The sequence below is a fragment of the Paenibacillus sp. AK121 genome (assembly GCF_019042715.1).
GTDB lineage: Bacteria > Bacillota > Bacilli > Paenibacillales > Paenibacillaceae > Paenibacillus > Paenibacillus polymyxa_C.
In genome coordinates, this window is sequence record NZ_JAHPJM010000012.1 from 52566 (window position 1) to 77210 (window position 24645).

General features: G+C 45.4%; 25 protein-coding genes and 1 riboswitch. Of the genes, 5 read left to right on the forward strand and 20 right to left on the reverse strand.

The genetic code is table 11. From position 1 onward, the window contains the following. Window positions 1–19 precede the first annotated feature (19 nt). The 6 genes from KSP24_RS19495 to KSP24_RS19520 all read right to left on the reverse strand — a co-directional run bounded on the left by KSP24_RS19495 (window position 20) and on the right by KSP24_RS19520 (window position 6032). Window positions 20–1498 carry a sensor histidine kinase gene (locus KSP24_RS19495; RefSeq protein ID WP_013370130.1) on the reverse strand — a complete coding sequence of 493 codons (1479 nt, stop codon included), beginning with the start codon at window positions 1496–1498 and terminating at the stop codon, window positions 20–22. A gap of 1 nt (window position 1499) precedes the next feature. Beyond that, window positions 1500–2189 (reverse strand): response regulator transcription factor, encoded by a 690-nt coding sequence (locus tag KSP24_RS19500; RefSeq protein WP_016820507.1) that lies wholly within the window; start codon window positions 2187–2189, stop codon window positions 1500–1502. Between the two features lie 150 nt (window positions 2190–2339). After that, on the reverse strand, window positions 2340–3923 hold the full coding sequence (locus KSP24_RS19505; protein ID WP_064963903.1) for a S1C family serine protease: 1584 nt from the start codon (window positions 3921–3923) through the stop codon (window positions 2340–2342). Window positions 3924–4118: 195 nt separating this feature from the next. After that, on the reverse strand, window positions 4119–4427 hold the full coding sequence (locus KSP24_RS19510) for a hypothetical protein (RefSeq protein WP_013370127.1): 309 nt from the start codon (window positions 4425–4427) through the stop codon (window positions 4119–4121). 86 nt (window positions 4428–4513) lie between these two features. Next, window positions 4514–5089: a 3D domain-containing protein gene (locus tag KSP24_RS19515; RefSeq protein WP_064963904.1), complete on the reverse strand. Its 576-nt coding sequence runs from the start codon at window positions 5087–5089 to the stop codon at window positions 4514–4516. A 61-nt stretch (window positions 5090–5150) separates the two neighbouring features. After that, on the reverse strand, window positions 5151–6032 hold the full coding sequence (locus KSP24_RS19520) for a putative sporulation protein YtxC (RefSeq protein ID WP_025676387.1): 882 nt from the start codon (window positions 6030–6032) through the stop codon (window positions 5151–5153). A 239-nt stretch (window positions 6033–6271) separates the two neighbouring features. Here KSP24_RS19520 and KSP24_RS19525 point away from each other — a divergent pair, with 239 nt between their 5' ends. The 4 genes from KSP24_RS19525 to KSP24_RS19540 all read left to right on the forward strand — a co-directional run bounded on the left by KSP24_RS19525 (window position 6272) and on the right by KSP24_RS19540 (window position 9535). Continuing rightward, window positions 6272–6667 (forward strand): hypothetical protein, encoded by a 396-nt coding sequence (locus KSP24_RS19525; protein ID WP_064963905.1) that lies wholly within the window; start codon window positions 6272–6274, stop codon window positions 6665–6667. A 197-nt stretch (window positions 6668–6864) separates the two neighbouring features. Beyond that, window positions 6865–7359 carry a cation:proton antiporter regulatory subunit gene (locus tag KSP24_RS19530; RefSeq protein ID WP_017426654.1) on the forward strand — a complete coding sequence of 165 codons (495 nt, stop codon included), beginning with the start codon at window positions 6865–6867 and terminating at the stop codon, window positions 7357–7359. A gap of 4 nt (window positions 7360–7363) precedes the next feature. Then, window positions 7364–8590, forward strand: a complete 1227-nt coding sequence (locus KSP24_RS19535; protein WP_064963906.1) for a cation:proton antiporter — start codon at window positions 7364–7366, stop codon at window positions 8588–8590. 84 nt (window positions 8591–8674) lie between these two features. Then, window positions 8675–9535, forward strand: coding sequence for a YitT family protein (locus KSP24_RS19540; RefSeq protein ID WP_013370121.1), 861 nt, complete (start codon window positions 8675–8677; stop codon window positions 9533–9535). A gap of 348 nt (window positions 9536–9883) precedes the next feature. Here the strand turns inward: KSP24_RS19540 and mqnC are convergent, their stop codons facing one another. The 4 genes from mqnC to metA all read right to left on the reverse strand — a co-directional run bounded on the left by mqnC (window position 9884) and on the right by metA (window position 14760). Beyond that, window positions 9884–11017, reverse strand: a complete 1134-nt coding sequence (gene mqnC / locus KSP24_RS19545) for a cyclic dehypoxanthinyl futalosine synthase (RefSeq protein WP_016820516.1) — start codon at window positions 11015–11017, stop codon at window positions 9884–9886. 341 nt (window positions 11018–11358) lie between these two features. Next, a complete protein-coding gene (locus KSP24_RS19550; protein ID WP_216976309.1) occupies window positions 11359–12537 on the reverse strand; it encodes an aminotransferase class I/II-fold pyridoxal phosphate-dependent enzyme in 1179 nt (392 codons plus the stop codon). Continuing rightward, the gene (locus KSP24_RS19555) at window positions 12534–13718 is read right to left on the reverse strand and encodes a PLP-dependent transferase (protein ID WP_013370118.1); all 1185 of its coding nucleotides are present in this window, start codon (window positions 13716–13718) and stop codon (window positions 12534–12536) included. Before KSP24_RS19555 ends, KSP24_RS19550 begins: the two co-directional genes overlap by 4 nt. Before the next feature lie 124 nt (window positions 13719–13842). Then, complete coding sequence (gene metA, locus KSP24_RS19560) at window positions 13843–14760, reverse strand: homoserine O-acetyltransferase MetA (RefSeq protein ID WP_040101786.1); 918 nt, start codon at window positions 14758–14760, stop codon at window positions 13843–13845. Window positions 14761–14877: 117 nt separating this feature from the next. Next, window positions 14878–15004, reverse strand: a riboswitch (SAM riboswitch). A gap of 549 nt (window positions 15005–15553) precedes the next feature. Between metA and corA the strand changes: the two genes are divergently transcribed. Continuing rightward, entirely contained in the window at window positions 15554–16489 is a 936-nt protein-coding gene (corA, locus tag KSP24_RS19565) for a magnesium/cobalt transporter CorA (RefSeq protein WP_013370115.1), read from the forward strand. Between the two features lie 158 nt (window positions 16490–16647). Here corA and KSP24_RS19570 read toward each other — a convergent pair whose 3' ends face one another. The 10 genes from KSP24_RS19570 to KSP24_RS19615 all read right to left on the reverse strand — a co-directional run bounded on the left by KSP24_RS19570 (window position 16648) and on the right by KSP24_RS19615 (window position 24576). Next, on the reverse strand, window positions 16648–17655 hold the full coding sequence (locus tag KSP24_RS19570) for an HRDC domain-containing protein (protein ID WP_216976311.1): 1008 nt from the start codon (window positions 17653–17655) through the stop codon (window positions 16648–16650). 165 nt (window positions 17656–17820) lie between these two features. Then, window positions 17821–18699 (reverse strand): ROK family protein, encoded by an 879-nt coding sequence (locus KSP24_RS19575; protein WP_172800007.1) that lies wholly within the window; start codon window positions 18697–18699, stop codon window positions 17821–17823. Between the two features lie 219 nt (window positions 18700–18918). Further along, window positions 18919–19815, reverse strand: coding sequence for a 5'-3' exonuclease (locus tag KSP24_RS19580; RefSeq protein WP_013370112.1), 897 nt, complete (start codon window positions 19813–19815; stop codon window positions 18919–18921). 72 nt (window positions 19816–19887) lie between these two features. Continuing rightward, complete coding sequence (locus KSP24_RS19585; RefSeq protein WP_013370111.1) at window positions 19888–20253, reverse strand: arsenate reductase family protein; 366 nt, start codon at window positions 20251–20253, stop codon at window positions 19888–19890. A 44-nt stretch (window positions 20254–20297) separates the two neighbouring features. After that, window positions 20298–21257: an RluA family pseudouridine synthase gene (locus KSP24_RS19590; protein WP_216976388.1), complete on the reverse strand. Its 960-nt coding sequence runs from the start codon at window positions 21255–21257 to the stop codon at window positions 20298–20300. Between the two features lie 21 nt (window positions 21258–21278). Continuing rightward, a complete protein-coding gene (locus KSP24_RS19595; protein WP_013370109.1) occupies window positions 21279–21842 on the reverse strand; it encodes a cob(I)yrinic acid a,c-diamide adenosyltransferase in 564 nt (187 codons plus the stop codon). 18 nt (window positions 21843–21860) lie between these two features. Then, the gene (locus KSP24_RS19600) at window positions 21861–22430 is read right to left on the reverse strand and encodes a hypothetical protein (protein ID WP_013370108.1); all 570 of its coding nucleotides are present in this window, start codon (window positions 22428–22430) and stop codon (window positions 21861–21863) included. Window positions 22431–22530: 100 nt separating this feature from the next. Then, window positions 22531–22737 (reverse strand): aspartyl-phosphate phosphatase Spo0E family protein, encoded by a 207-nt coding sequence (locus tag KSP24_RS19605; RefSeq protein ID WP_013370107.1) that lies wholly within the window; start codon window positions 22735–22737, stop codon window positions 22531–22533. Window positions 22738–22851: 114 nt separating this feature from the next. Further along, on the reverse strand, window positions 22852–24063 hold the full coding sequence (locus tag KSP24_RS19610) for an aminotransferase class I/II-fold pyridoxal phosphate-dependent enzyme (RefSeq protein ID WP_016820529.1): 1212 nt from the start codon (window positions 24061–24063) through the stop codon (window positions 22852–22854). 12 nt (window positions 24064–24075) lie between these two features. Continuing rightward, window positions 24076–24576, reverse strand: coding sequence for an Lrp/AsnC family transcriptional regulator (locus tag KSP24_RS19615; protein ID WP_013370105.1), 501 nt, complete (start codon window positions 24574–24576; stop codon window positions 24076–24078). Window positions 24577–24645: the final 69 nt, after the last annotated feature.

Sequence of the window (24645 nt, forward strand, 5' to 3'; positions counted from 1 at the left end):
GTTCCCCTCCTATTATAGCCTATTCCAAAGGCGCGGAAAAGCTGACTGGAAGCCAAATGACAAAGGTCGTTCCTTCTCCTTGGCGCGTAACCACTTCCACAGACCCCTGATGTTCATCAATAATCCACTTGGCAATCGATAATCCCAAGCCAATTCCCTCTGTCACGCCGCGTGACTCATCTGCCCGGTAAAACCGGTCAAAAATAAAGGGAACCTCACTTTTGTCCATACCAATGCCTGTATCACTGATTCGTAGCCCCACCTGTCCCTGATATACAATCGCATCAAATCGGACTGTGCCTTCAGGTGTATACTTAAAAGCATTATCAATGAAAATGAATAGCATTTGCTGCAAATAATCTTTGCTTCCGTCCATATAAATACCATTCAACAACGAAAAGTCGCCTACATTCCATTCGGCCGTTCGCTCCAAAAACTGAGCACGACGAGCAACCTCGTTTACGAGCGGCTCCAGCGCAACAGGCATCTTATCGAACGTTTTCCCTGTGTCCGCTCTTGCGAGTGACAACATATCGCTCACCAAGCGACTCATTCGTTTGCCTTCATCCGCCATGTCATTCAGCGCCTCCATGGAAAGCTCGCGAATCATGGCTTCATCCATATTCGGTCGCTCGCCCGGTTCAGTAGTCCACATTTTGAGCAGAAAATCAACGTTGCCACGAATCGTTGTCAAGGGTGTGCGCAGTTCATGGGAAGCATCGGCCACAAAGCGGCGCTGCGCACCATATGCATCTTCAAGTTCCTTGTAGAACACTTCTGTACGCCCCAGCATGTTGTTAACCGTCCCGATCAATTGTCCAATTTCATCTGGCGGACCGTCATATTCAATCCGAACACTCAAATCATTGCTCGATTGAATCTGATTGGCCCCCTCAATGACCTTAACCAGCGGCTTCATAGATTTACGAGCCAGGAAGAGACCAGAGGTCGCAGCAGCCAGTAAGGCAAATAACGAACCGTACACAAGCACATTTTGTAACCTGTTCATGAGTCGGTCCTGAGAGCCCGTGAATTGCCCTACCTGTAGCAGCCCGACCACCAAGCCCAATTCCTCGGATTTAATTGACTGTTGATAAATCATAAAGGAATCACCATTTACGTTCACACGCCGAACTCCCTCATTTTGAACTGCTCCTGCCGCTGTAGACGGAACAGGGAAGGTGATACTAAGGTCTTTCATATTTTGGGTCGTTTTAGTTACACCGGACGTATAATTGTAAATTTGAACATAGAGCTGTGAGTCATCTATTCCACGCCCCTGCTCCAATCCCAGATCCAGGTTAGGGACCTCAAACAATCCCCCTTTTATAATAAGGCGTAATTGCTTGTTAATCTGTGGCGCCTGAGTCATAAGCTGACTTTTCACTTCATTATATGTGTAGTAATATACTAGTCCGTAAATAGCCAGACCAAAAATGACAAGCACTATAGCCAAGATGCTCGAATACCAAGCTGTCAGCCGCCACCTAATAGACATATTACACATCACCTCTTAAAATATAGCCAGCTCCCCGAATGGTACGAATAAGCCGTTTGCCACCATCCTGCTCGGTTTTTTGTCGCAACATGGCAATATATACTTCCAGCACATTCGATTCCCCGCTATAGTCATAGCCCCAAATTTTATCCATAATCAGATCACGCGACAGAACGCGTTTCGGGTTTTGCATGAACAAATGGAGCAGTTCAAATTCTTTGGCCGTCAGTTCCAAGCGTTTGCCACCACGAACCACTTCACGCGATTCATTATCCAGTTGTAAATCCTCGAAGGTAAGCCGGTTCCCATTATTGTCCTGCTGTTCAGTTTTACGCCGCAAAAGCGCTCGCACTCGTGCTAGCAGCTCCTCCAGAGCAAACGGCTTCACGAGATAATCATCAGCCCCCAGATCCAGACCCTTCACCCGGTTCTCCACCTCATCCTTGGCTGTAAGCATTAGGACAGGTACCGTGCTTCCTCCCTCTCGCATACGCCGGCAAACCTCAAAACCATCGACCTGCGGCATCATTACATCCAGCACGACCAAATCAGGCTCAGCTGTTAGCATTTTATTTAATCCCTCTGCTCCATTGGCGGCTGTCAGCACTTCATATCCTTCAAAAGCCAGCCCTCTGCGCAGCATGGATACGATTTTTTCATCGTCATCAATGATCAGAATAGTAGAACGCATACACGATCAAACTCCTTTATCTCTTCTTCTTTTCCCTCTATTGTAGCAGGAGTAGACGCGTGTAGCATCTTGCCACCGCATACAGCAAGAAACGGAAGGGGCGTCTTCCTTCCGTTTCTTACGTTCATGTTCAATTTTAGAGTTATTCTCTTACTGCTGAAGAGTCGAGCTAAAATCATTTTTGTTGCCTATTTTCAGCTGAATATCTTTTTTCTGCCCGGCTCGTTCGATGTTAAGCGTAAGTGCTGTACCCACTTTTTGTTTTTGGATAAATTGAATTAACTCCTGTGATGTGCTATAAGGCGTGCCATTGGCTCCGATAATTACATCGTAAGGACGCAGATCGGCCTGATAAGCTGGTGATTTGTATATAATATCCCGAACAACCGAACCTTCGGTCAGAGATGTACCCAATTCCTTGGCTACTTCAGGGCTCAAGTTTAGCAGACTTGCACCAATGAAAGGTACAGGTTCTTTCGGAATAGGTTGGTTATTTTTCAGCTTATCGACGACTTCCAAAATCGTATTGGACGGAATCGCAAACCCGATCCCCTGTGCATCTGCACTCACAGCTACGTTCATACCGATAACCTGCCCTTGAAGATTTAACAACGGTCCGCCAGAGTTACCAGGATTAATGGAGGCATCCGTCTGGATGAGATGCTTGTATTGCGTCGGTTTTCCAGTTGATTCACTGTTAATGGTGATAGTACGCTCTTTCGCACTTAGCACACCGGCTGTTACTGAATGTTCAAAGCCTTCTGGGTTACCGATTGCAACCATCCACTCGCCGACTTTAGCGTTATCGGAGTCTCCCAAGGTTACGGTAGGGAAGTTATTTTTTCCTTCAATTTTAAGAACTGCCAAATCTAGATCTGCATTTTTGCCCAAGACCTTGGCTTCGTAAGGCTTGTTGGTTCCCTCTACTGTAACCTGAACCACACTCGCGCCTTCCACAACATGGTTGTTGGTCAGGACGTAACCCGATTTATCAAAAATAAAACCGGAACCAATACCCAGCGGAGTCAGCTGTCCACTGTTGCTACCTTCATTTTCGTTACTATTGCCGCTGCTGCCACTATCGCCATACTGATTACCGAAAAAGTATTGATACAGCGGGTCATTGTAATAAGGGCTGCTTTGTCTGCCGCTGCCAGCACTCGATTGCTTGGCAAGCGTTTCAATTTTGACGACTGCCGGACCAGCCTTGGCCACAACAGATTGAACATCAGCCGTACCTGAAGGCATCACAGCCGGAACTGCGCTTGGAGACGAGTTAGCGGTTCCCGAATTCGTCGTTTCTCCGCTTTCAGCTGCCGCCGAAGTCAACGCTGTCTCCGGTGTGAACATATTGGTTCGGTCAGCTGTATACATCAATACCGTAATGACCAGCATTCCGGCTAAAAAAGATAATAAGATCGTTTTTACCTGCGACTTGGGTTTATTGGGTTTAAATTGCCAGTTTCCACTATTCCGACCAGAACCATCCTGTTGCTCAGGCATAGCACGTTGATAAGAGGAAGGAAGCGGTCTCACTGCCTGCGGTGGCGTAATCTCAACGTCCTCCACCGACTGCCCTTCCCTGCGTTGTCCGTCCGACTGCACTGAGGAAAAAGGGCCATAGGAATAATAATATGAGGAACCGTTTGAATCGTTTTGCCGAGTTGCTTTATCGTTATCAACCTGATCATTGTCGTTCCGGCGCCCGGAATTATTATTTTTAAATTCGTCCATTGTATATCTCCTCCCAAACCCTATGCTTCAAGGTGGTGTTGTTTAACTGACTTTATTTTGCACTTTAAACCTTAATTCCACCTTAAAAAAAATTAAAAAGGAGATAAAACCTCAGACCTATTGTATCTAGCCACTTTTACTCAACGCGAAATGCTCCGGAATCAATCCGGAGCATTTCGCGTTGAGTATGCTTTTTTATTTTGTGTTAAAGTTCTCGTCGAACTTTTCGTTCGGTGTTTGTGCATTGCTTTGAATTTTGCTGCGACTGGAGTTTTGAACTTTTTGCGCTACTGCACTTGTACCGCCTTGATCTGTAGCAAATTCTTCGTCATACTTCTCATTTGGTGTTTGGAAGTTGTCTTGAATTTTATTTTGTTCAGACTGCTTTACCTTTTGAGAAACAACGCCTACCGTATCGTCTTGTGCAAATTCCGCTTTGAACTGATTTCCTGTGTTTGCCTTGAAGCCTTTGTTCGTGAAAGAACTTCCGCCTTGATTTGGCATATTTCCTCAACCTCCCAGTATGGTTTTGCGGGATAAGCTCATCCCGAAACATAGTATGTGAAGTCAGGAAAAACAATATTCAAGGATTATATGGAAGCATCCAGTGTCTCGGGCGGAATGGTCTTATGCGTTTCTATCGCCTTTTGCAGCGATTTTATCATTTTTTCCGTACACTTTCCGTTTCCTTTTTTTATGATTTGAACATCCACATCTTTCTTGCCCCATTCAGAATACACCTGCCGGATTGTTTTAAAATACAAGTCAATTTTATTGCCTTTAATCGCTGAACCTGTATCTGCTACAATCCCGTAGCCGTAACCTGGAATGTACAATATGCTGCCCAAAGGAAACATCTTCGGATCAGCCGCAATCGTGGACAGTGTATTTTTGTCACGACGCACTTTTACACCGGAATACGTAATACCGTAACCCGGATGATTCGGCCGTTTGCCAGTGGATTCATAGCCTGCTGTATATCCTGTTGCCGTGACCGTCATGGTCGTAATAACCTGCTCTTCGCGTGGAGCTAAAACAGGTGCAGACTGCCATTTCTTATGCTGGACCGGTTCTTTGTGACCGTAAACCTCATTGCCTGGCAATACCAGACAAATTGCGATTAACATGGTTCCCAAAACCCGTTTCCATACCAACATGGATCTCATAAAAAACCTCCCCTTGAGGCAAAGGCTTTCCAGAAATCCATGGGTTTATACGAACTATTGATTATTTTTGAACATCCTGCCCCGGATAAAGTCTGCTTAGCTTCACTTTATCTTCAAAAATATGCAGGAGCGTCCGCACAATAGGGGTGTGCTCATCGTCTGTGTGCAATATAATGGAAGCAGGAGATATCGAAATAAGGGTACTGACGATTCGATCTTCAACCTCCATCTCCAGTTCAATACCGGGCATTTCCACAATAATATCATCTGCATCAGGAGTCGGTATGGGCACCATGGCACTATCGAGAATGGTAAAATCATGCCCCCCTTGGTGAAGTACATGCACGAGTGGAACTTTGCTTTCCTGAAAAAACACAAAATATTTAAGCAGCCCCATAAATTCTTCGTATTGCCGATCTGCCCAGAATTCTTCCATGGCATAGTCAACGATTTCTTCAAGCTCTTTTTTATACACATGCAGTCTGAATTGAATAAGCCCTTCCAAATTGATCACACGAAGCTCCTTGAAATCCTTTTCCAGGAGAGTGGTCAGCTTACCATGACGCTTTAAACGTCCTCGGGGACCATCATCATTTAACAGTGAGCGAATCATACTACGAATTTGTTCAACGTCCTCTTTCTCCAGCAACGAGCAGGCTTTGTTGAGAATATGATTGAGTATCCTCCACTCCCTGACTTCGATAATATAATCCGCTATTGCCGAAGACATGATGCTGTATACACAGGGAAGAAAGCTTTCAAACGCCGAATTGCTTTCAGTGCCCTTGCAGGTCCATGCCACTTTGTTGTCCAGCTGTCTGAAAGTGAATCGAAATCCGCGCCGTGACATATGTAGTCCCTTGGTTCTACTTTTGACCACTTCGTAAAAACGGTCGGTTTCTTGATCTCCGTCTGTATTGGTCCACACTGTAAACAGTTCCATTGGCTCACTCCTTTCGATCACTGCTTTCAGTATATGGCGGCCTCCGAAGGGTTATACGAAGTGAACGACTGGAAACAGAAAGACATATGCAAAAGAGGCTGATCAGGTTTCAAAGAGACTTGAAGCGTGTTATAAACAATTACCGTGATTAGGTAAAAAACGAAAGCCGTTTGAATATTTAGGGCGGGGTATGTTAAGGTTATAGTGATATGAATTTTTCACAAGAGGGAGGAGATAAGATGTCAACGATGCTGAACATGCTGCGTACTTTCATGATTGTCATATTGAGCCTCGTTCAGATTTTGTCCCTACCTGTGACGTTTCACGCGGAAGACACCACTCAATCCCTACAATTTACTTCGGGTTCTTCACTTATGCTTCAGGCTGATGTTACTTCGTTAGAAACGGACTCTCACGGTCTGGAACATCATTCCAAACCAGCGGTGCGCAAATCCTCCCCGTTACTTCATCTGGTGATTGCTGCGGCTAAATCACTTCCCTTTGTCATTTTGATAGCGCTTGTGCTGCTCATGAGCATTCCTAAACTACGTCTGCCTTTTATTCCTGTCATCTGTAAGCTAAAGAAGCAATTATTCTTGTTCCCCATCAAATTCACCTCTAGTTATGTGGCTTAACCTCCTTTTAGCATGCATATCACCACATTTGCATGTCTCTTTGCTAATTTTTCCTATTCATCTAATGCGTAAAATTTCATTTTTCATCCTTATTTAAAATTTAATGAATTCTAATTTTATCATGTCACTCCCAAAGTATGTGATTTATTTCCCATATCATTCACTTAAATAAACGTATTATACAGGAGGCTTTATAAATGGATATTCGAGAGTCTATTTTGCCAGGAATCGGAATTAAGTATCGAATAGATGCGGAGAGTGGTGACCGAATTGTCATTATTATTCATGATGATGGCAGACGTGAACTATATCACTTTGATTACGAGGATCTGGAACAAAGCATTTCTATGACAACCCTGAATGATCAGGAAGCACGATTGGTAGCCTCTATCATCGGAGGTATGACTTATAAGCCCAAGCAGCTTGAAAGTGTAGAAATGACTTTTGACGATTTTATTATCGAATGGTATAGAGTGGAATCCCACTATGCAAGTGTTGGCAAATCCATCGGGGAGCTGGATGTAAGGCAAAATTCGGGCGCCACGGTTATTGCCATTGTGGAGAAAAAGGGAAAAAAATATGTAAATCCTGGCCCTGAAGTGATTATTAGCGATGATGCCACTGTAGTTGTTGTTGGAGAACGTGACCAGCAGAAACGCTTTAAACAAATCCTTATGAACGGAAGCGGGTGATTGGATGGATCATCTGGTATTTGAGGTTGGTTTGGCTATTGCTCTAATCGCTGCAGCCGGGCTGATATCCTCCAAACTGCGCTTCTCGGTCATCCCTTTTTATATTCTGATCGGAATGGCAGTTGGACCGCATGCGATGGAGCTATGGCATTTTGATTTTCGGTTTATCGAAAGCGCCCCGTTTATTGATTTTATGGGGAGAATCGGAGTGCTGTTTCTTCTCTTCTACTTAGGGCTGGAGTTCTCAGTAGGTCGGTTGATTAAATCAGGTCGTTCCATTGCTGTAGGCGGTACCATTTATATTGGCATCAATTTTACACTGGGGCTGGCTCTGGGCTTTCTGAGCGGCTTTCCTGTAGCAGAGACACTGGTTATTGCCGGAATTACGACAATATCATCCAGTGCTATTGCAGCCAAGGTGCTGGTCGATCTCAAGCGTACCGCTAATGCTGAAACAGAAATGATTTTAGGTATTATTATGTTTGAGGATGTTTTCCTCGCCGTCTACATCTCCATCCTCTCCGGATTGGTTCTTAGCGATTCTTCCTCGCTCGGGGGTGTACTGCTATCGGCACTCATCGCGCTTGGCTTTATGCTTGCAGTTATTATTATCGGTCGAAAGGCCGTCCCTCTGCTAAATCGGATTCTCCGTATCCGCTCCAATGAGGTATTCGGACTTGTTGTTTTTGGCTCACTGTTTCTGGTGGCTGGCTTTTCGGAAACGATTCATGTAGCGGAAGCTATTGGAGCCCTGCTGGTTGGTCTAGTACTGGCCGAAACGGAACACGCCAAACGGATTGAACATTTAATTGTTCCTTTCCGTGATTTCTTCGGTGCCCTGTTCTTCTTCAGCTTCGGACTCTCCATTGATCCGCTGTCCTTAGGAGGTAACGCCATATGGCTTGCGCTGGCAGCAGTCCTTCTCACACTATTTGGTAATATTTGGGCGGGTATGCTGGCTGGGCGTACGGCGTCCTTATCTCCCAAAGCATCCGCAAATATCGGTTTAACTATTGTGGCGCGAGGCGAATTTTCGATCATCATGGCCAACTTGAGTAAAGAAGGCGGTTTGCTTGATATTGTTCAACCTTTTGCAGCCATCTATGTACTCATACTGGCAATTCTTGGACCACTTCTGACAAAGCAGTCAAAGCCTATCTTTAATATGCTAAACAAAATATTCAAATTTAAGGACCCTCGTTTACGAAAGGAAGAAAGCAAATCGGCGTAACTGTAAAAGCTGGATACGACAATCCATAGGAGGGAAGGCTATGCCGCACGCTGTAAAACATGCCGAAACTCTATGAGGCGGCTTGTGAAGCCCGCTTCAGGAGATGCGAGCAGGTTCCCTGTCTTTTATACGGTGATTGGCGGAATTACGGCATCCGTCGGTCTGGAATTGTTTTTACATCCGCACGATATGATCGCTGGAGGCGTTACAGGAATCTCCAGACTCATGTCGCTTTACACACAGGAGCATTTTGGATTGCTGCTATTCGTATTAAACTTGCCACTAATGCTGCTGTATTCTTTGTTTACTCACAAGCCCATGCTGCTTCGCGCACTCCCCGGCTTGTTTGCCTTTTCAGGCTCAGCCATCATTCTCTCGCCTTTTCCGGCAGTGAGCGGCCATCCGGTCGTATGCGCTTTGGGAGGCGGAATCTGTATTGGGCTTGGCGCAGCACTGACAGCTCGTCACGGGGGGCTGCTTGATTCACTAGGACTTAGCGAATCTGACGATGGCCGTCCATCCACTTTGGTACTAACCCATCGGAAAATTCCGTTAATACAGATTGTAATGTTGTGTAATGGCCTGCTGCTCATTACGGCTGGCTTTGTGTTAGGATGGGAGCCAGCCCTCTATTCCGCCTTATCCTGTCTCGCTGCATATGAAACGACCCGGCTGATGTTTACTGGTCTGAGACGCATGGTCTGTGTTGTCAGCAAAAAACAGCAAACTGTCGAAGATGCCATATATCGCAGGTTGCGTTTACACGGCACACCTATTGAAGGCTCTGCCCAGATAAAGGGTAAGATGAAAAGTGAATCAGATAAAAAAGAACAAATGGTCATCGTTTACAGCGTTCATCTTCTAGATTTGCAGCGCTTTAAGGCAGTCATCCAAATGGCAGACCCACAGGCTGAGATCATGCATATGAAGTGCTGGGAAACGTAGCAAAGCCCAATATATTAACCAAAATACGCTTTTACTCCATTGTCATGCGGATTGGCAATAATGATACAATATAGCTAATATGTAGACACTAAAAAAGAGTAAGGATGTTGTAGCATCCCTACTCTTTAGCAACAGCCGCTTACAAGGGCGGTGGCAGTTCAAAGATTTGTTCACCGAAATAGACCGTATACCTTTGGAGAGGGCGGTCCTTTGCAGGAGACTAGCCGACCGCCCATCTAAACCATTCTGTTGTTTCTAACAGACGACAAAGAACGCTTATCTACATCAATCCCTCCATTTGGATTAGTGATAGATAAGCGTTCTAGTTATAGCGCGTAATAACAGGTCTTAATTTTGCATAATAAAGTCATGCTCAATACTGCTGGCACTGTCAAAAGTACGAATAATATCATAACGGGTATTGCGCTGTGCCGGAATGTGACCCGTCTCACGGATCAACTGTAAAATGGATTCAATGTTGACCTTATACGTTGCACCTGCAGCGGAAACTACGTTCTCCTCAATCATGGTGCTGCCAAAATCATCGCAACCGTAGTACAGCGATTTTTTACCGATTTCCGGTCCCATGGTTACCCATGAAGACTGGATATGCTTGATGTTATCCAAAACAAGACGACTGATCGCTACAGTTTTCAAATACTCCTCTGGCGTCTGGCGTTCCTTCTTCAGGTTGGTGTTGTCTGGTTGGAAGGTCCATGGAATAAAGGCCAAAAATCCTTCAGAGTTATACTTGTTTTCAATGCATTCGTCCTGAGCATCACGGACACGCAACAAATGCAGTGCACGCTCCTCCATCAACTCGCCAAAGCCGATAACCATCGTAGCTGTCGTGTTCATCCCAACCTTGTGAGCTGTTTGCATAACATCCATCCAATCACGCCAGGAGCCTTTGAGACGGCTAATTTTGCGGCGTGTGCGGTCGTCCAAAATCTCTCCGCCTCCGCCTGGCAGCGAATCCAACCCAGCTTCATGAATGGCCCGAATCGTTTCCTCCATGGATAGACCGGATTTTTCCTTCATTTTGTGAATTTCAGCTGGTGAGAAGGAGTGCATCGTGATATCGGGAAAACGTTCCTTAATAGCTTTTAGCAAATCGGTATAATAGCTGAACGGCAGGTTTGGATTTACACCGCCTTGCATTAGGATTTCGGTGCCACCTACATCCTGCGTTTCCTTAATTTTTTGGAAAATCACCTCATCCGGCAAAACATAACCTTCATCGGAACCCGGTCTGCGGTAAAAAGCGCAAAAGCGGCAGTATACGTCACACACGTTCGTATAGTTAATATTTCGTCCGATGACGAAGGTTTTTATGGGATCGGGATGCATGCGATTCATGACTTTATTGGCCGCATGACCTATTTTTTCAACCTCGTCTGATTCGAACAAAGCAACGGTATCCTCTAAATTCAGGCGTTCGCCGCGTAGGGCTTTATCTAAAATATGGTCGATTACACTCATGGTGTATCCTCCTTCGCTGTCACAGGGCGACGAAATGAAAGACAGGACTTATGAACGAGAATGCTTTCACAAACCTGCGTTCGAACCCTGCCGTAATGTATGTTCATGACTAGCCTTGTATGTTGTCTGTGCTATTTAGCATAGTAAAACCTAATGATAATACTAACATATCTTTTGGTAAGGAACCATACTTAGACTGAAAAGTGCCTTTTTTCACACTGTCTATCATGTCATTCATATAGAAAACAGCAAGTCTCCTGAATACCGGAAACCTGCTGCTTAGGGCTGTACCTATTTGCTTCCTTCGTATAACGTTAAGCTGCTACGGTTGTGCTAACTCTCTAGCGCAACGCCTCATCCAGATCACGGATCAGGTCATCAATGTCCTCCAGACCTACGGAAAAACGGAGTAGACCGTCCGTAATCCCGCGCTCCAACCGGACACTTTGCGGCATAGCCGCATGTGACATCATTGCTGGGTACGACAAGATACTTTCCACAGCTCCCAGACTCACCGCCACAATGGGAATACGTACACGACTGAGGACCTCTTTTGCACGCTCACCAGAACCCACATCAAACGATATCACTGCACCATAACCGCTCGATTGACTCTCATGAACTGCACGCGCTGGATGGTTCTCCAAACCCGGATAGTATACCGCTTCAATGTCATTGCGCTCGTTTAGCCAGTTTGCAAGCTTAGCTGCACTTTTTTCGCTGTGAGCCATACGCGCCTCTAGTGTCTTCATCCCACGCATAAGCAACCAAGACTCTTGCGGAGCCAGCACGGTACCCAATCCATTCTGCAGCTGCTTGATTTGTCTCCCCAATGATTCAGTACGAGCTACCGCAAGTCCTGCCAGTACATCACTGTGTCCACCTAAAAACTTGGTCGCACTGTGCAATACAATATCGACTCCCTGCTCAATCGGACGTTGATAATAAGGTGTCATAAAAGTATTATCCAATAACGTCAACAGCCCATTATCTCTTGCCCAAGAGGTTATTCCTGCCACATCGGTAATTTTGAGTGTCGGATTAGAGGGGGTTTCCATATACACAGCCCTTGTATTCTCCTGCAACGCCTCTTTCACAAGGTTGAGATCCGTCATATCAACGAAGGTCGTTTCGATATTCATCCGTTTCAAGATGGAGGTCAGCAGTCGATATGTTCCTCCATATACGTCCTCCGAAACAATGACATGATCACCAGCCGATAAGAGCATAAATGTAGTGGAGATAGCAGCCATACCAGAGGCAAAGGCAAAACCGCAAGCTCCGCCTTCTAATAATGCGATATAATCTTCTAAAGCTTGTCGTGTCGGATTACCTGAGCGGCTATAATCATGCTGTGGAGGATTAAAAATATCATGATGGTGAAAGGTCGAAGCTTGATAGATCGGGACACTCGATGCCCCTGTAACACTGTCAATTTCAGAGCCAAAATGCAGCAGCTTGGTTGCGAATTTCCGCCCTTTGTCCTGATCCTCTCCGATCTTCCTCGCATCCTCTATCATTGCTGCTCCCCTCCTTCTACTTCTTGACGTGCCGCTTCCAGTGCCGAACGCAAATCTTCAATCAGGTCATCTGTATGCTCGATACCTACGGAGAAACGAAGCAACCTGTCATCTACCCCGACTGCATCCCGAATTTCTGCCGGTATGTCCGCATGTGTCTGCACAGCAGGATAAGTCATTAGCGATTCCACACCGCCCAGACTTTCGGCAAACGCAATAAGCTTAATATGACGAAGCAAAGGTTCCACATAACGAGCATCCTTTACTTTAAAGGAGAAAATCCCTGTGTTTCCGCTGGATTGTTTATTTTGTATCTCACGACCCGGATGACCTTCAAGCGCCGGGTAAAATACTTCCGCCACTGCCGGATGCGTCAGTAAATAATTAGACAACACCGTTGCATTATGCTCATGTCGATCCATGCGCAGCGCTAACGTCTTCATCCCCTTCATCAACTGATAACAGTCGCTCGGGGAAAGCACGGCCCCTATGGAATTGTGCAGGAAGGAAATTTCAGCTGACAGCTCTTTTCCTTTGGTTACAATCAACCCTGCCAGCACATCGTTGTGCCCGCCCAAATATTTGGTTGCGCTATGTACCACAATATCCGCACCCAGTTCCAATGGCCGCTGGAAATATGGTGTTAGCAGCGTATTATCTACAATAGTAAGCAACTCATGTTGTGATGCCCATGAAGCCACCGCTTGAATATCAGTTATCATCATTAACGGGTTTGTAGGCGTTTCTATGAATACAGCTTTGGTATTCGGTCGACATGACTGTTGGAGTGCTTCAAGATCGTTTGTATCCACATAGCTTGCGGTCACACCAAATTTGGATAAAATACGCTCTAGCAAACGATAGGTCCCGCCATAAAGATCCAGCGATACAATGAGGTGGTCTCCCTGTCCAAACAATGCAAATACAGTTTGCAGCGCTGCCATACCTGAGCTGCAAGCAAAGCCTGCATCACCAGATTCAAGTGCAGCAGCAGCCTCTTCCAGTACCTTTCGGGTGGGATTAATCGTCCGAATGTAATCAAACCCAGTGCTTTGGCCCAGACGGGGATGGCGGAATGCCGTAGATTGGTAAATCGGGTAATTAACAGCCCCAGTTACTGGCTCCTCAATTGAACCAATTTGTGCCAATCTGCTTTCGATTTTCCACTGTTTCTCACTCATATGAATCCTCCTGTTCACTTCCATAGTAGGTGCTATAACATATGCTGCAAAAATGGATGTCCAAGACTATACTGCTGCGCTACTGCAAGGTGTTACTGTATAAGGGTAAACGACAAGCCCCTTTTTAAATCTGAGGTCCGATATCATAAGGTGTTTCTTGGTATACATAATAGTTAAGCCAATTTGAAAATAATAAATTGGCATGAGCTCGCCAGATAGAGGGTGGTATGCGTTCAGGATCATCGTTAGGAAAATAATTTTTGGGGACGTCAATATCCAGTCCTTTGGCCACATCGCGGTCGTATTCCCATTTCAGTGAAAGCGGGTCATATTCAGAATGCCCTGTTACAAAAATTTGTTTACCGTCAAGTGTGGCTACTAGGTATACTCCAGCTTCCTCGGATTCGGATAAGACTTCTAATTCGGCAATATGATCAATATCTTCCCGCCGAACTTCTGTATGTCTGGAGTGAGGAGCATAAAACAGTTCATCAAAGCCGCGTAGCAATTTTACTTTAGGTTTAATTACGGTGTGTGGAAATACGCCAAAGCATTTGGTGTCGAGCCCGTATTTAGGGACATCGAAATGATGGTATAAGCCTGCCTGTGAGGCCCAACAGATATGCATGGTCGAAGTTACATTCGTTTTCGTCCATTCAAAGATCTGCCGGATCTCTTCCCAGTAGTTCACATCCTCAAACTCAAGCTGTTCAACCGGAGCTCCTGTAATGACCATGCCGTCAAAACGACTGTTCTTGATCTCATCAAACGTTTTATAGAACATGTTCAAATATTCTTGCGATGTATTTTTGGATATATGAGACTTCATATGCACCAACGTGACATCTACTTGTAGCGGCGTATTACCGACTAAGCGCAACAGTTGGGTTTCCGTCGTTTCCTTGGTAGGCATTAAATTCAAAATGGCGATACGCAACGGACGAATATCCTGATGATAAGCCAAGCTTTCATCCATTACGAAAATATTTTCGCCCTCCAGCACTTCCTTGGCAGGCAGCGTGTCTGGGATTTTAATCGGCATGTAAACTCACTCCTTGATCGGTAAGTTGTGCGAAAATCGTCTGGTAGAGATGCCGGGCATATAATAAAAAGACCTTTCTCAGTTAGAGAAAGGTCATATTTGTATCCATATGCGCCTCTCTCATCTGTCAGGGCTACGCTTTTTTGTACAAAGCGCGAGTCCTGCAAGAATTAGCACCGTGCGATAAAAATCGCCGGTTGCCGGGTATCATCGGGCTAGTCCCTCCACCTGCTCTTGATAAGATTTCGCTATATTCATTTTGGGTTCACAAAGTTCTTGTTGTTCACTTTAATGCATCGGCTGGGCTTCGTCAAGATGGACTTATAAATTTGTGCCCTGCATTCACATTTTGTCTACCTTTTCCATAGGTTAAATCATATCCTCGCTGTCGTAGAAGCTCATATGACTGCTGTTGATTTTGCCCATGATTTTGCGCTTGAAAGGCCGTAGGCCGAGCGTTATACTATACAAGTGCTAATAGGCAAAAATATGGTGCAGCAGTGTAGATTAGAGTGTTTTCTGCGATACTGTGGCAATCTAAAAAAGAACATTTGTGAGGTGAATCCGGAATGGAAGGCGACCCGAGTCCGAATAGGCGGCGATCCCTGAACAACAGCATAGGAATGACTTCAGCTTGCCGAAAGACGGGACGCCAGGCTCTGCACGCTCCAAAAGCCTTCTGCTTTTGATGGTATGCACGCTTACCCGAACCGGCTAACTGGCTAACTGAGTCCATTCCTTATGCTTAAGGTAAACGTATTTCCGTTACGACGGAGCATAAGGAGTGACATATATGAAAATCCGTTTGGTTAACAACGGGGTTTTTACCCCTGTCGAAGAAATTGAAATGGCGCTCACTGCACCGGCAGAAGGCTTTTATTGGATTGATGCCGATGTCGAGGATCTGACAGTGCTCCAGCCCTTATTTTCTATGCATGATCTTGCAGTAGAGGACTGTTTAAGTGAAGAAGAACAGCGTCCAAAGATTGAAATTTATGAAAGCCATTATTTTATCGTTGTAAATAGTATTCGTTTTGATGATGAAGAAATATTTTTGCGTGCTTTGAACATTTTTCTCGGCCGCCATTTTATCATTACGGTGACCAAGCAGAAAATCAATGAGCTTCGTACTCTCAAGCCTATGCTGTGGGAGCAGGAAGTCAGCCAGCCTGACCGTTTTATGTATCTGTTGGTCGACTTGATCGTTGACAACTATTTTCTGGTTGGTGACCGGATTGAGGTTCGTATTGAAAAGCTGGAAGAAGACATTCTAATGCATACGAAAAAGTCGCACTTGAACGAAATCATCGGCTTGCGCAGTGAGATTTTATGGCTAAAAAAAGTGCTCGGCCCGCAAAAGGAAGTCATCAATACCCTGAACAAACGGGATTTGCGACTTATCGACGATCAACTACAAAAATATTTTAGCGACATTTATGAAAATGCTGTGAAAATTTCGGAGACTTTCGAAACTTATCGCGACTTGATGGGGAACCTTAGAGAAGCTTATCAGTCAAGTATCGCCAACCGTGCTAATGAAATCATGCGTGTGTTTACCGCCATTACAACCGTATTTATGCCGTTGACGGTCATTACCGGAATATATGGGATGAACTTTGATAATATGCCTGAGCTTCATACACGTTATGGTTATTTTGTCGTCATTGGGATTATGGTGGCACTAGGTGTCAGTATGTTCTGCATTTTCCGCAAGAAGGACTGGGTTTGAAAAGAAGAGAGTAAACCAAAACTACCAAGCTGGGTGTTTATTCCGATTTTTCAAGCTTGGTCATCAAAAGCAGCAGCTGATTCCTATGAGGAACTCGCTGCTGCTTTTTTTATATTGCACCTTATTTGTACTTTAGGGCACTTCCAATCGTCTCTATATTATCCAACATGTTGGTCAGGTACCTCCTGATGGCGGAACCGTATACGAATCAATCGCAATCGCTCATAAATTTGATCCATTCCTGTTTCCGTCGCTTTTTCTTCTCCATACACTTTTAGCATAATGGGCTTGAGCAGCGTATCTCCCAACTCTGCATAAGCAGACCAGATGGCTGCTTGCTCCTCCTCAGATACATGTGCCAATTCCGTGCAGATCAGCTTCTCCATATCCATTCCATCCCTATCCAAATGTTCCACAGCTTCAATCATTTCTCGACGGTGCAAGCCTGTCTTCATTCCGATATGCTCCAGTGAAAGACCGTCCGAAATACCTTCGATAATCGCTCTAGTCAGGCTAAACTTGTTTAGTTCCTGTCTGTACTGGTTTTCTTTTTGCTTGTACAGCCATGACAAAAAAACTTCTTCTTCAAGTGCCTCTGTTACCCAGTTCAGCGGAAATGGCGTAGTCCGATCATTTTGCTTCGTAATAGCCAATAGCTCCGTTCCATATTGCGACACCTTACCCAGGCCCATACCAGGCAGTTCTAACAATTCGTCTTCGGTATGAGGAAGAAAGACACTGATGAGTCGAAGTAGTCGATTCGTAGCGATTAAATAAGGTGCTTTTCGCTCAGCTGCTGCCTTTTGCCGTCTCCACATTGTCAATTGTTCATACACCTCATCACGCGGAAACAAATCACTATAGCAATACAGCTTTTGTAGCGTTTGTCCACGTCCCGATGATCCTTCTTGTTCATGAAAAACGCCATGAATTAGAGGCCTGTAGCCCTCAGCCATCTTGAGCGCCAGCTCATGACGGTATACATGCAGTAATTCCTGCCACAAACTCCCCTCATACCAAAGATCGTCTATACTTTCATCTGGGACATGGTGTGTGCTCCAGCCTGCACTCCATCCCCCTTCATGTTGTCCAATCCATACCTGCGCAAAGTCCTCACAGCCCTGTTCATTCCGTTTGGACAAGCGATTTAAAAATACAATCTCCATGATTCTTCCTCCCTCATATAATTAGATTACTGACCCGCACAATACAAAAACGCAAAAAAAAGCACCTATCCCGCGTATTCGCAAGAAAGGTGCTTCCCTTTTTGATCCGTACTATGCTGTTGCCTATATGATAACCGGACCTTGGAGTACCGTCAACCATAAATTCTAAGAATTCAGCTTTTCCTTGGCCAAAGCCAGAGCTCCGCACAATCCAGCATTGTCACCCAATCCTGGAGATACGATATATTGCTCAATTTCTGTAGTCAGACTTGAATGCTGTACATACCCGTTTAAAAGTTGTTGAAGCTTGGTACGAATGAGCGGGAACAGCTGATCCTGCTTCATTACTCCGCCGCCCATAATAATTTTTTGCGGTGAGAGGATTAAAATATAGCTCATTAGAGCCTGTGCCAGATAATGCGCCTCCATTTCCCAGGCAGGGTGATCCACAGAAAGCTCGTGTCCTTTAACCTTCCATCTTTTTTCGAGCGCCGGACCGGCTGCCAGTCCTTCCAGACAATCTCCATGATATGGGCATGTGCCCTCATAGTTATCCTCTGGATGACGACGTACCAAAATGTGTCCCATTTCCGGGTGGGACAATCCATGTACCAGCTTTCCGCCAACCAAAGCACCCGCTCCGATGCCTGTACCTATTGTAATATACAGACAGTTGTCCAATCCTTTAGCCGCACCCCAAATGGATTCACCCAGTGCTGCTCCATTTACATCCGTGTCAAACCCCATAGGTACATCGAAATGCTCCTTCAGTTTGCCAATCAGATTATAATTTCCCCAATGCGGCTTTGGCGTTGTTGTAATATAACCATATGTATCACTGCCTTCGATAGGATCAATTGGTCCGAATGAGCCTACACCCAGCGCTTCAATCCCTTTGCCTTCAAAAAATGCGATGACATTCTCCATGGTTTCTGCTGGAGTTGTTGTTGGAAAGCTTGCTCTTTCCAAGACCTCCCCACGTTCATTTCCGATTCCACATACGAATTTGGTGCCGCCTGCCTCAATTGCTCCCAATACTGTCATAGCTGTTGTAATCCCCTCTCCATGATCTCTCTTCACTATATTCACCTGAAACGAGCCTAAGGTCAATCCCCTTATCACAATTGTATAAAATCCTTCACATGGCTATATATCTTCGCTGGCATAATGGCATATAAATAAGGACACTCACGCACCAAGCGTCAGCATCCCTATATAACTTAGTCTATCTGAAATGTACATCCCCAGCCTAACAGCTCTTCATTATGATCCGGTTGCGACACCCATCAACGTACACAAGCTTTTCATTTCAAGTTGCTCAAATTTGTCGACAATTTGCACGTGATCCAGTGTCAACAGACAGCTGTCTAAAGCACATGCAACAGGCACATCACAGTGAATTTTAGCCAGTTTGCGTGAAAGATGCAGCATATCCAAATCACTCTCGATCTTTTTACGGACCGACGGTGTCAATTGATCTAGATTTTCCAGAATGCCTTCAATGGAGTCGTATTCCTGCACCAGCTTGAGGGCTGTTTTTTCACCAATTCCGCGTACTCCCGGGTAATTGTCACTTGCATCACCCATCAGACCTTTGAGGTCCACCACTTGGCGCGGCTTAAGCCCTTTTTCAGACAACAGCGTCTCCGGGGTATATACCATGTAATTGCCATGTCCTTTTTTCATAATAATGACTTGTGTCCGCTCATCTACCAATTGAAGTAAATCATGATCTCCCGATAGAATCATGACATCCATGTCCTCATTTTGCGAATAATGGCGTGCGAGCGTCCCGATGCAATCATCCGCTTCAAAGCCTTCCGCCCCAATGTTGGGAATGCCGAGGCTGTCCGTCACTTCACGGATCAAAGTAAATTGAGGAATCAAATCATCTGGCGCATCGGCTCGGTTTCCCTTATACGCAGCAAAATGTTCCCCACGGAATGTCGTTCCGCCCATATCCCAGCAGCAAATAACATGTGTAGGATTAAAGGTTTGGACTGCATCCCAAAAATATCGAATAAAACCATATATGGCGTTCGTTGGTACTCCAGCTTTTGTACGACGGATATAACCGTTTGCAGCGGTTGCATAATAAGCACGAAAAAGCAGGGCCATGCCGTCAACCAGCATTACGGATTGTTCATTGCGTTGTGTCACAGATTGTATTGCTCCCATTCATCATATTATTTAACCCCCACAGTATAACATATCATGGTGGTAAATTGGGCGTTACTGAGCTCCCCATGTCCCCTCAAATGTTTCCTCTTTGAATCCTACCGTTACTTTACTCCCGTCAGTTACAATTGGACGTTTGATTAATCTTCCATTCGAGGACAAAAGTGAAATTTGCTCTTCACGGCTCATGCTTCCAAGCTTATCTTTCAGCTTTAACTCTTTGTATACTTCACCACTTGTATTGAAAAACTTTTTCAACTCCAGCCCGCTTTTATTAATCAAGTCTTCCAGTTCCTCCGGGCCGGGCGGTTGTTCAAAAATAGGAATCAGTTCCGTCTCATGCCCCTTGTTTTGCAGCCATTTCACTGCATTACGACAGGTGCTGCATTTAGAATATTGATATACTTTCAGTTGGCTCATCGCTAGATTAACCTCCCTTTAGTTTCAATCTATTATTGAATATTTTATTCTGGATGATATTGAGCTCTTAACAGCTCTTGCATTCCGATCATATCGTCCGGCAGAGGAGCGTAAAACGTCATCCACTCCCCGGTCACAGGATGTACCAAGGACAATTCCGAAGCATGCAGGGCTTGTCGAGGCATCCTCGCATCAAGCTGATCATAGCGCTCACGTTGCACAGCGTCATTAGGTGTAATCCGGTACATTTTATCTCCGATCAACGGGCAACCGATATATGTCATGTGCACCCGAATTTGGTGCGTACGTCCGGATTCCAACTTTAGACCGATGCGGCTTCCTCCGCTCCACACTTCCTCTAGCTTATATAGCGTAAGAGCAGGATAACCATCCGGGGTCACCATGCGCAAATGCGGATTATCCGGGTTGCGGTCAATCGGTCCGTCCACCCTGCCTTCCTGCTGCTGAGGGCGCCCATGCACCAAGGCTGTATAGCGTTTGTCCACCGTTCCCGCAATCATCTGTTCGGAAATATGCTGATGGACATACGGATTTTTAGCTACAACTAGCACGCCCGTCGTCTCCTGATCAAGACGATGAACAGGACGAAACCGAAACAGCTCCCCCTTGGTCTGCCAATAATGCACAACCCCGTTAGCCAGCGTCCCTGTGTAGTGACCATGAGTCGGGTGGACAATCATGCCCGCCGCCTTGTTCACTACTAACAGATGTTCATCCTCAAACAAAATCTCAAAAGGAATGGGTTCGGGTAAAATATCGTCGGAACGCTCGCGTTCCATGCGAATCTCTACTCGATCCCCGGACTTTACCTTTACGCTGATATACACACGTATCCCGTTCAGCATAATCCCCTGTTCGGTCAGCTTGAGTTTGGATATGAGCTTACGAGAAATGTTCATACGTTTTTGGAGAATGGTCTTCAACAACATGCCCTCCTCCTCAGGAGGGATCATATATACGATAGGTTCATAGTACAAGCTCATCACAAATTCCCGATTGCCTCCTTATTTGCGGAACACCTTTTTGCTGCGCACATATTCGACATCGGGCACACCCTGACGCACATTCGCTGTGCGAGCCACAACAAAGAAGTAATCGGACAGGCGGTTCAAATACCGACGTACCGCGGGATTGATATCTGTGTGCTTACCTAGTGTAACCGCACGGCGTTCCGCGCGTCGGCAAACCGTGCGGCAAACATGAAGCGTCGAAGATAATGTGCTTCCTCCCGGGATAATAAAGCGCTCCACCTTTGGATTTTCCTCCTGGCATGCATCAATCCAGCCTTCCAGCCGCTCTGCCAGCTCGTCTTTTACCTTATATTTACTTTCATTGATTTTAACAAACGCCAAATCCGAACCACAATCGAACAGCTCCTGCTGTATTTCTTCCAATTGAGTCCGAATGTCCGCAAACTTCTCCCCTTCGGCAAAGCTGATTGCTTGTCCTACAAAGCTGTTCAGCTCGTCAATGGTACCGTACGCCTCCACACGGTCGTCATCTTTGGACACTCGGCCGCCGATCACAGAAGTTTGCCCTTCATCGCCTGTTCTGGTATAAATACCCATATCATTCCATCCCCTTTATCATTCTGTGAGTGCTTTCAGTACCTTGATGGCTTCTTCCTTATTGCTTGTGCGTGGCGGTACAGTAGCAAATAATGTGTTTGAGTTATATTTTAGGTCCTTAAACATCTTCATCTGCTCCACCGGAATTCCGAACAAATGGGTTGCCTTGATTACATCCGTTCCTTCTTCCCCTTGCTCCTTTTTCTTAAATACGCCGCCCTCGAACACACCCCGGGCATACGTCTTTTTGTCAAAGGCATCATCTAACGGTAGATTCGAGCCATTCTGTCCATACAACTTCATGTCCTCTTCCGGCAAAAGAAACAAATCATGCTCTCCGGCCGCATATTCTACGACCAGTTTCTGCTGGTTGTACAGTGGGCTGACTGATATCTCGATCGTCGGAGCCTGTTCGCCCAGCTTATCCTTAAGCTTTTGTGCCAGTTCGTCACGAATAACTGAAGCATCCCCTTTATCCATAATAAATATGGAAAAGCTGTCCTTGTCCCGTCCCCCACATCCAGCCAATAGTACAAGTGCTATGATTCCGATAATCCATGGCGATATCCTTTTTAGCCCTGCTCTCATATATACGCCCCCTCTTCCATGCCACTAATATATCATAAGTTGTGAATGCAAAAAAAGAAGGCCCTGCGGCCTTCTTCGTAGCTACGGTGACTTCACACAGTTACACTCTGCATTCCATACCATACAGCTTCATGTATTCATTGATTTTCAAATCAAGCTTGCAGCTGATCTCGATGACAAGATCAGAGGTGAAGGACTGCTCTTCCTGAAACGTCCGCATCATCTCATTGCGCAGGAACAAAATTTCATCTTCCAGGGAAATGTCGTATCCTATTGAACTCGGCGACTTATATCCAACATATGACATGAGCACTCCTCCTGTAATTGAAAAATTGAACTTCCTGCTTCCGATTTCAAATTATAGCATAGAAATTTAGAAATAAAAGACTATTTTCTATGAATTACCCATAAAAAAATAATTTTAACCTTCTTTTTTAACTTTTTCTACAAAATGACCAATCCGATCCAGAGCTTCCGTCAGCTGAGTGACAGAAGTCGCATATGAGCACCGAAGGTAGCCCTCCCCTCCCAAACCAAACACATTGCCCGGTACTGCCGCAACTTTGGCCTCTGCCAATAGGCGCTGTGCAAATTCATCTGAGCTGAGCCCTGTGCTTTGAATACTCGGGAAAACGTAAAAAGCACCTCTTGGCTCATGGCATTCCAGACCAATGTCACGGAATCCCTCAACCATCAGACGACGACGCTGATTATAGGCTTCTACCATTCGATCTTTCTCACCCATACCATTTCGCAAGCCTTCCAAGGCTGCAACTTGGCCCATAGAGGGCGCACACATGACGGTGTACTGATGGATTTTGAGCATAGCAGCAATCAAATCAGGATGCCCGCAGGTATATCCAATACGCCAGCCAGTCATAGCGAAGGCTTTGGAGAAACCACTGACGAGAATCGTACGATCCATCATACCCGGTACCGAAGCAAAGCTGACATGCTTGTCGCCATAATTCAATTCGGCATAGATTTCATCTGAGATGACGATCAAATCATGCTTTTCCACGATTTCAGCAATCGGAAGCCAATCTTCATAAGTCATCGTAGCCCCGGTCGGGTTGCTCGGATAGCATAAAATCAACACCTTGGATTTTGGTGTAATTTTTGCCTCCAGCGCCTCAGCCGTAAGCTTAAACTCATCCTTGGCAAACGTTTCAATACCGACCGGAATCCCGCCTCCAATCGAAGTGATTGGAGAATAGGAAATGTAACACGGCTCAGGCACGAGAATTTCATCACCAGGTACAATTAAGGCGCGCAACGCAAGATCAATCGCCTCGCTACCTCCAACTGTTACGATAATCTCATTTTTAGGATCATAGCGGACGTCAAATTGCTCATTCAGATACTCACTAATCGCTTCACGCAGTTCTGGCGTTCCCGCATTAGACGTATAGCTGGTGAAGCCTCGCTCCAATGAATAGACACAGGCTTCCCGCATATGCCAAGGGGTTGTAAAATCCGGTTCGCCTACCCCCAGGGTAATAATGTCCTTGTTACCACCCACCAGGTCAAAAAACTTACGGATACCCGATGATGGAATCTCGCGTACCAATGGGGATAAATACGAACTCATAGCCTTGTTACTGTCGGTAAATGCTTCTGTTTTGAGATTCATTATGATCTTCCTTTACGGCGAAATCATCAGACGATTATCTTCCTGATGGTCCTCAAAGATAATTCCGTCCTGCTTGTATTTTTTAAGCGTAAAATTAGTCTTGGTAGACAATACCGAGTCAATAGGCGACAGTTTCTCCGACACAAAATTAGCGACCTCACGGAGATTTCGGCCTTCCACCTCTACCAGCAAGTCATATGCTCCGGACATGAGATAAACAGATTTAACTTGCGGATACAAATAAATCCGTTCTGCAATCCCTTCAAATCCTCTTCCACGCTCAGGTGTAATCTGCACTTCGATCAAAGCGGTAACCTTTTCGTCGTCGACTTTGTCCCAATTGACTACAGCGGCGTATTTGACGATCACATGTTGGTCTTCAAGCTCTTTAATTGAGGTGCGTACATCCTGCTCGTCTACCCCCAGCATAGTAGCCAATAGAGTCGGTGTTCTTCTTGCATCTTCTTTTAACAATTCCAGCACTTTTAGTTTTAATTCATTCAGCTCTGTCATTCTACATAAGGCCTCCATCGAAAGAGATTACTATACATCATACAATACGCACTTTAAACCTGCAAAGAA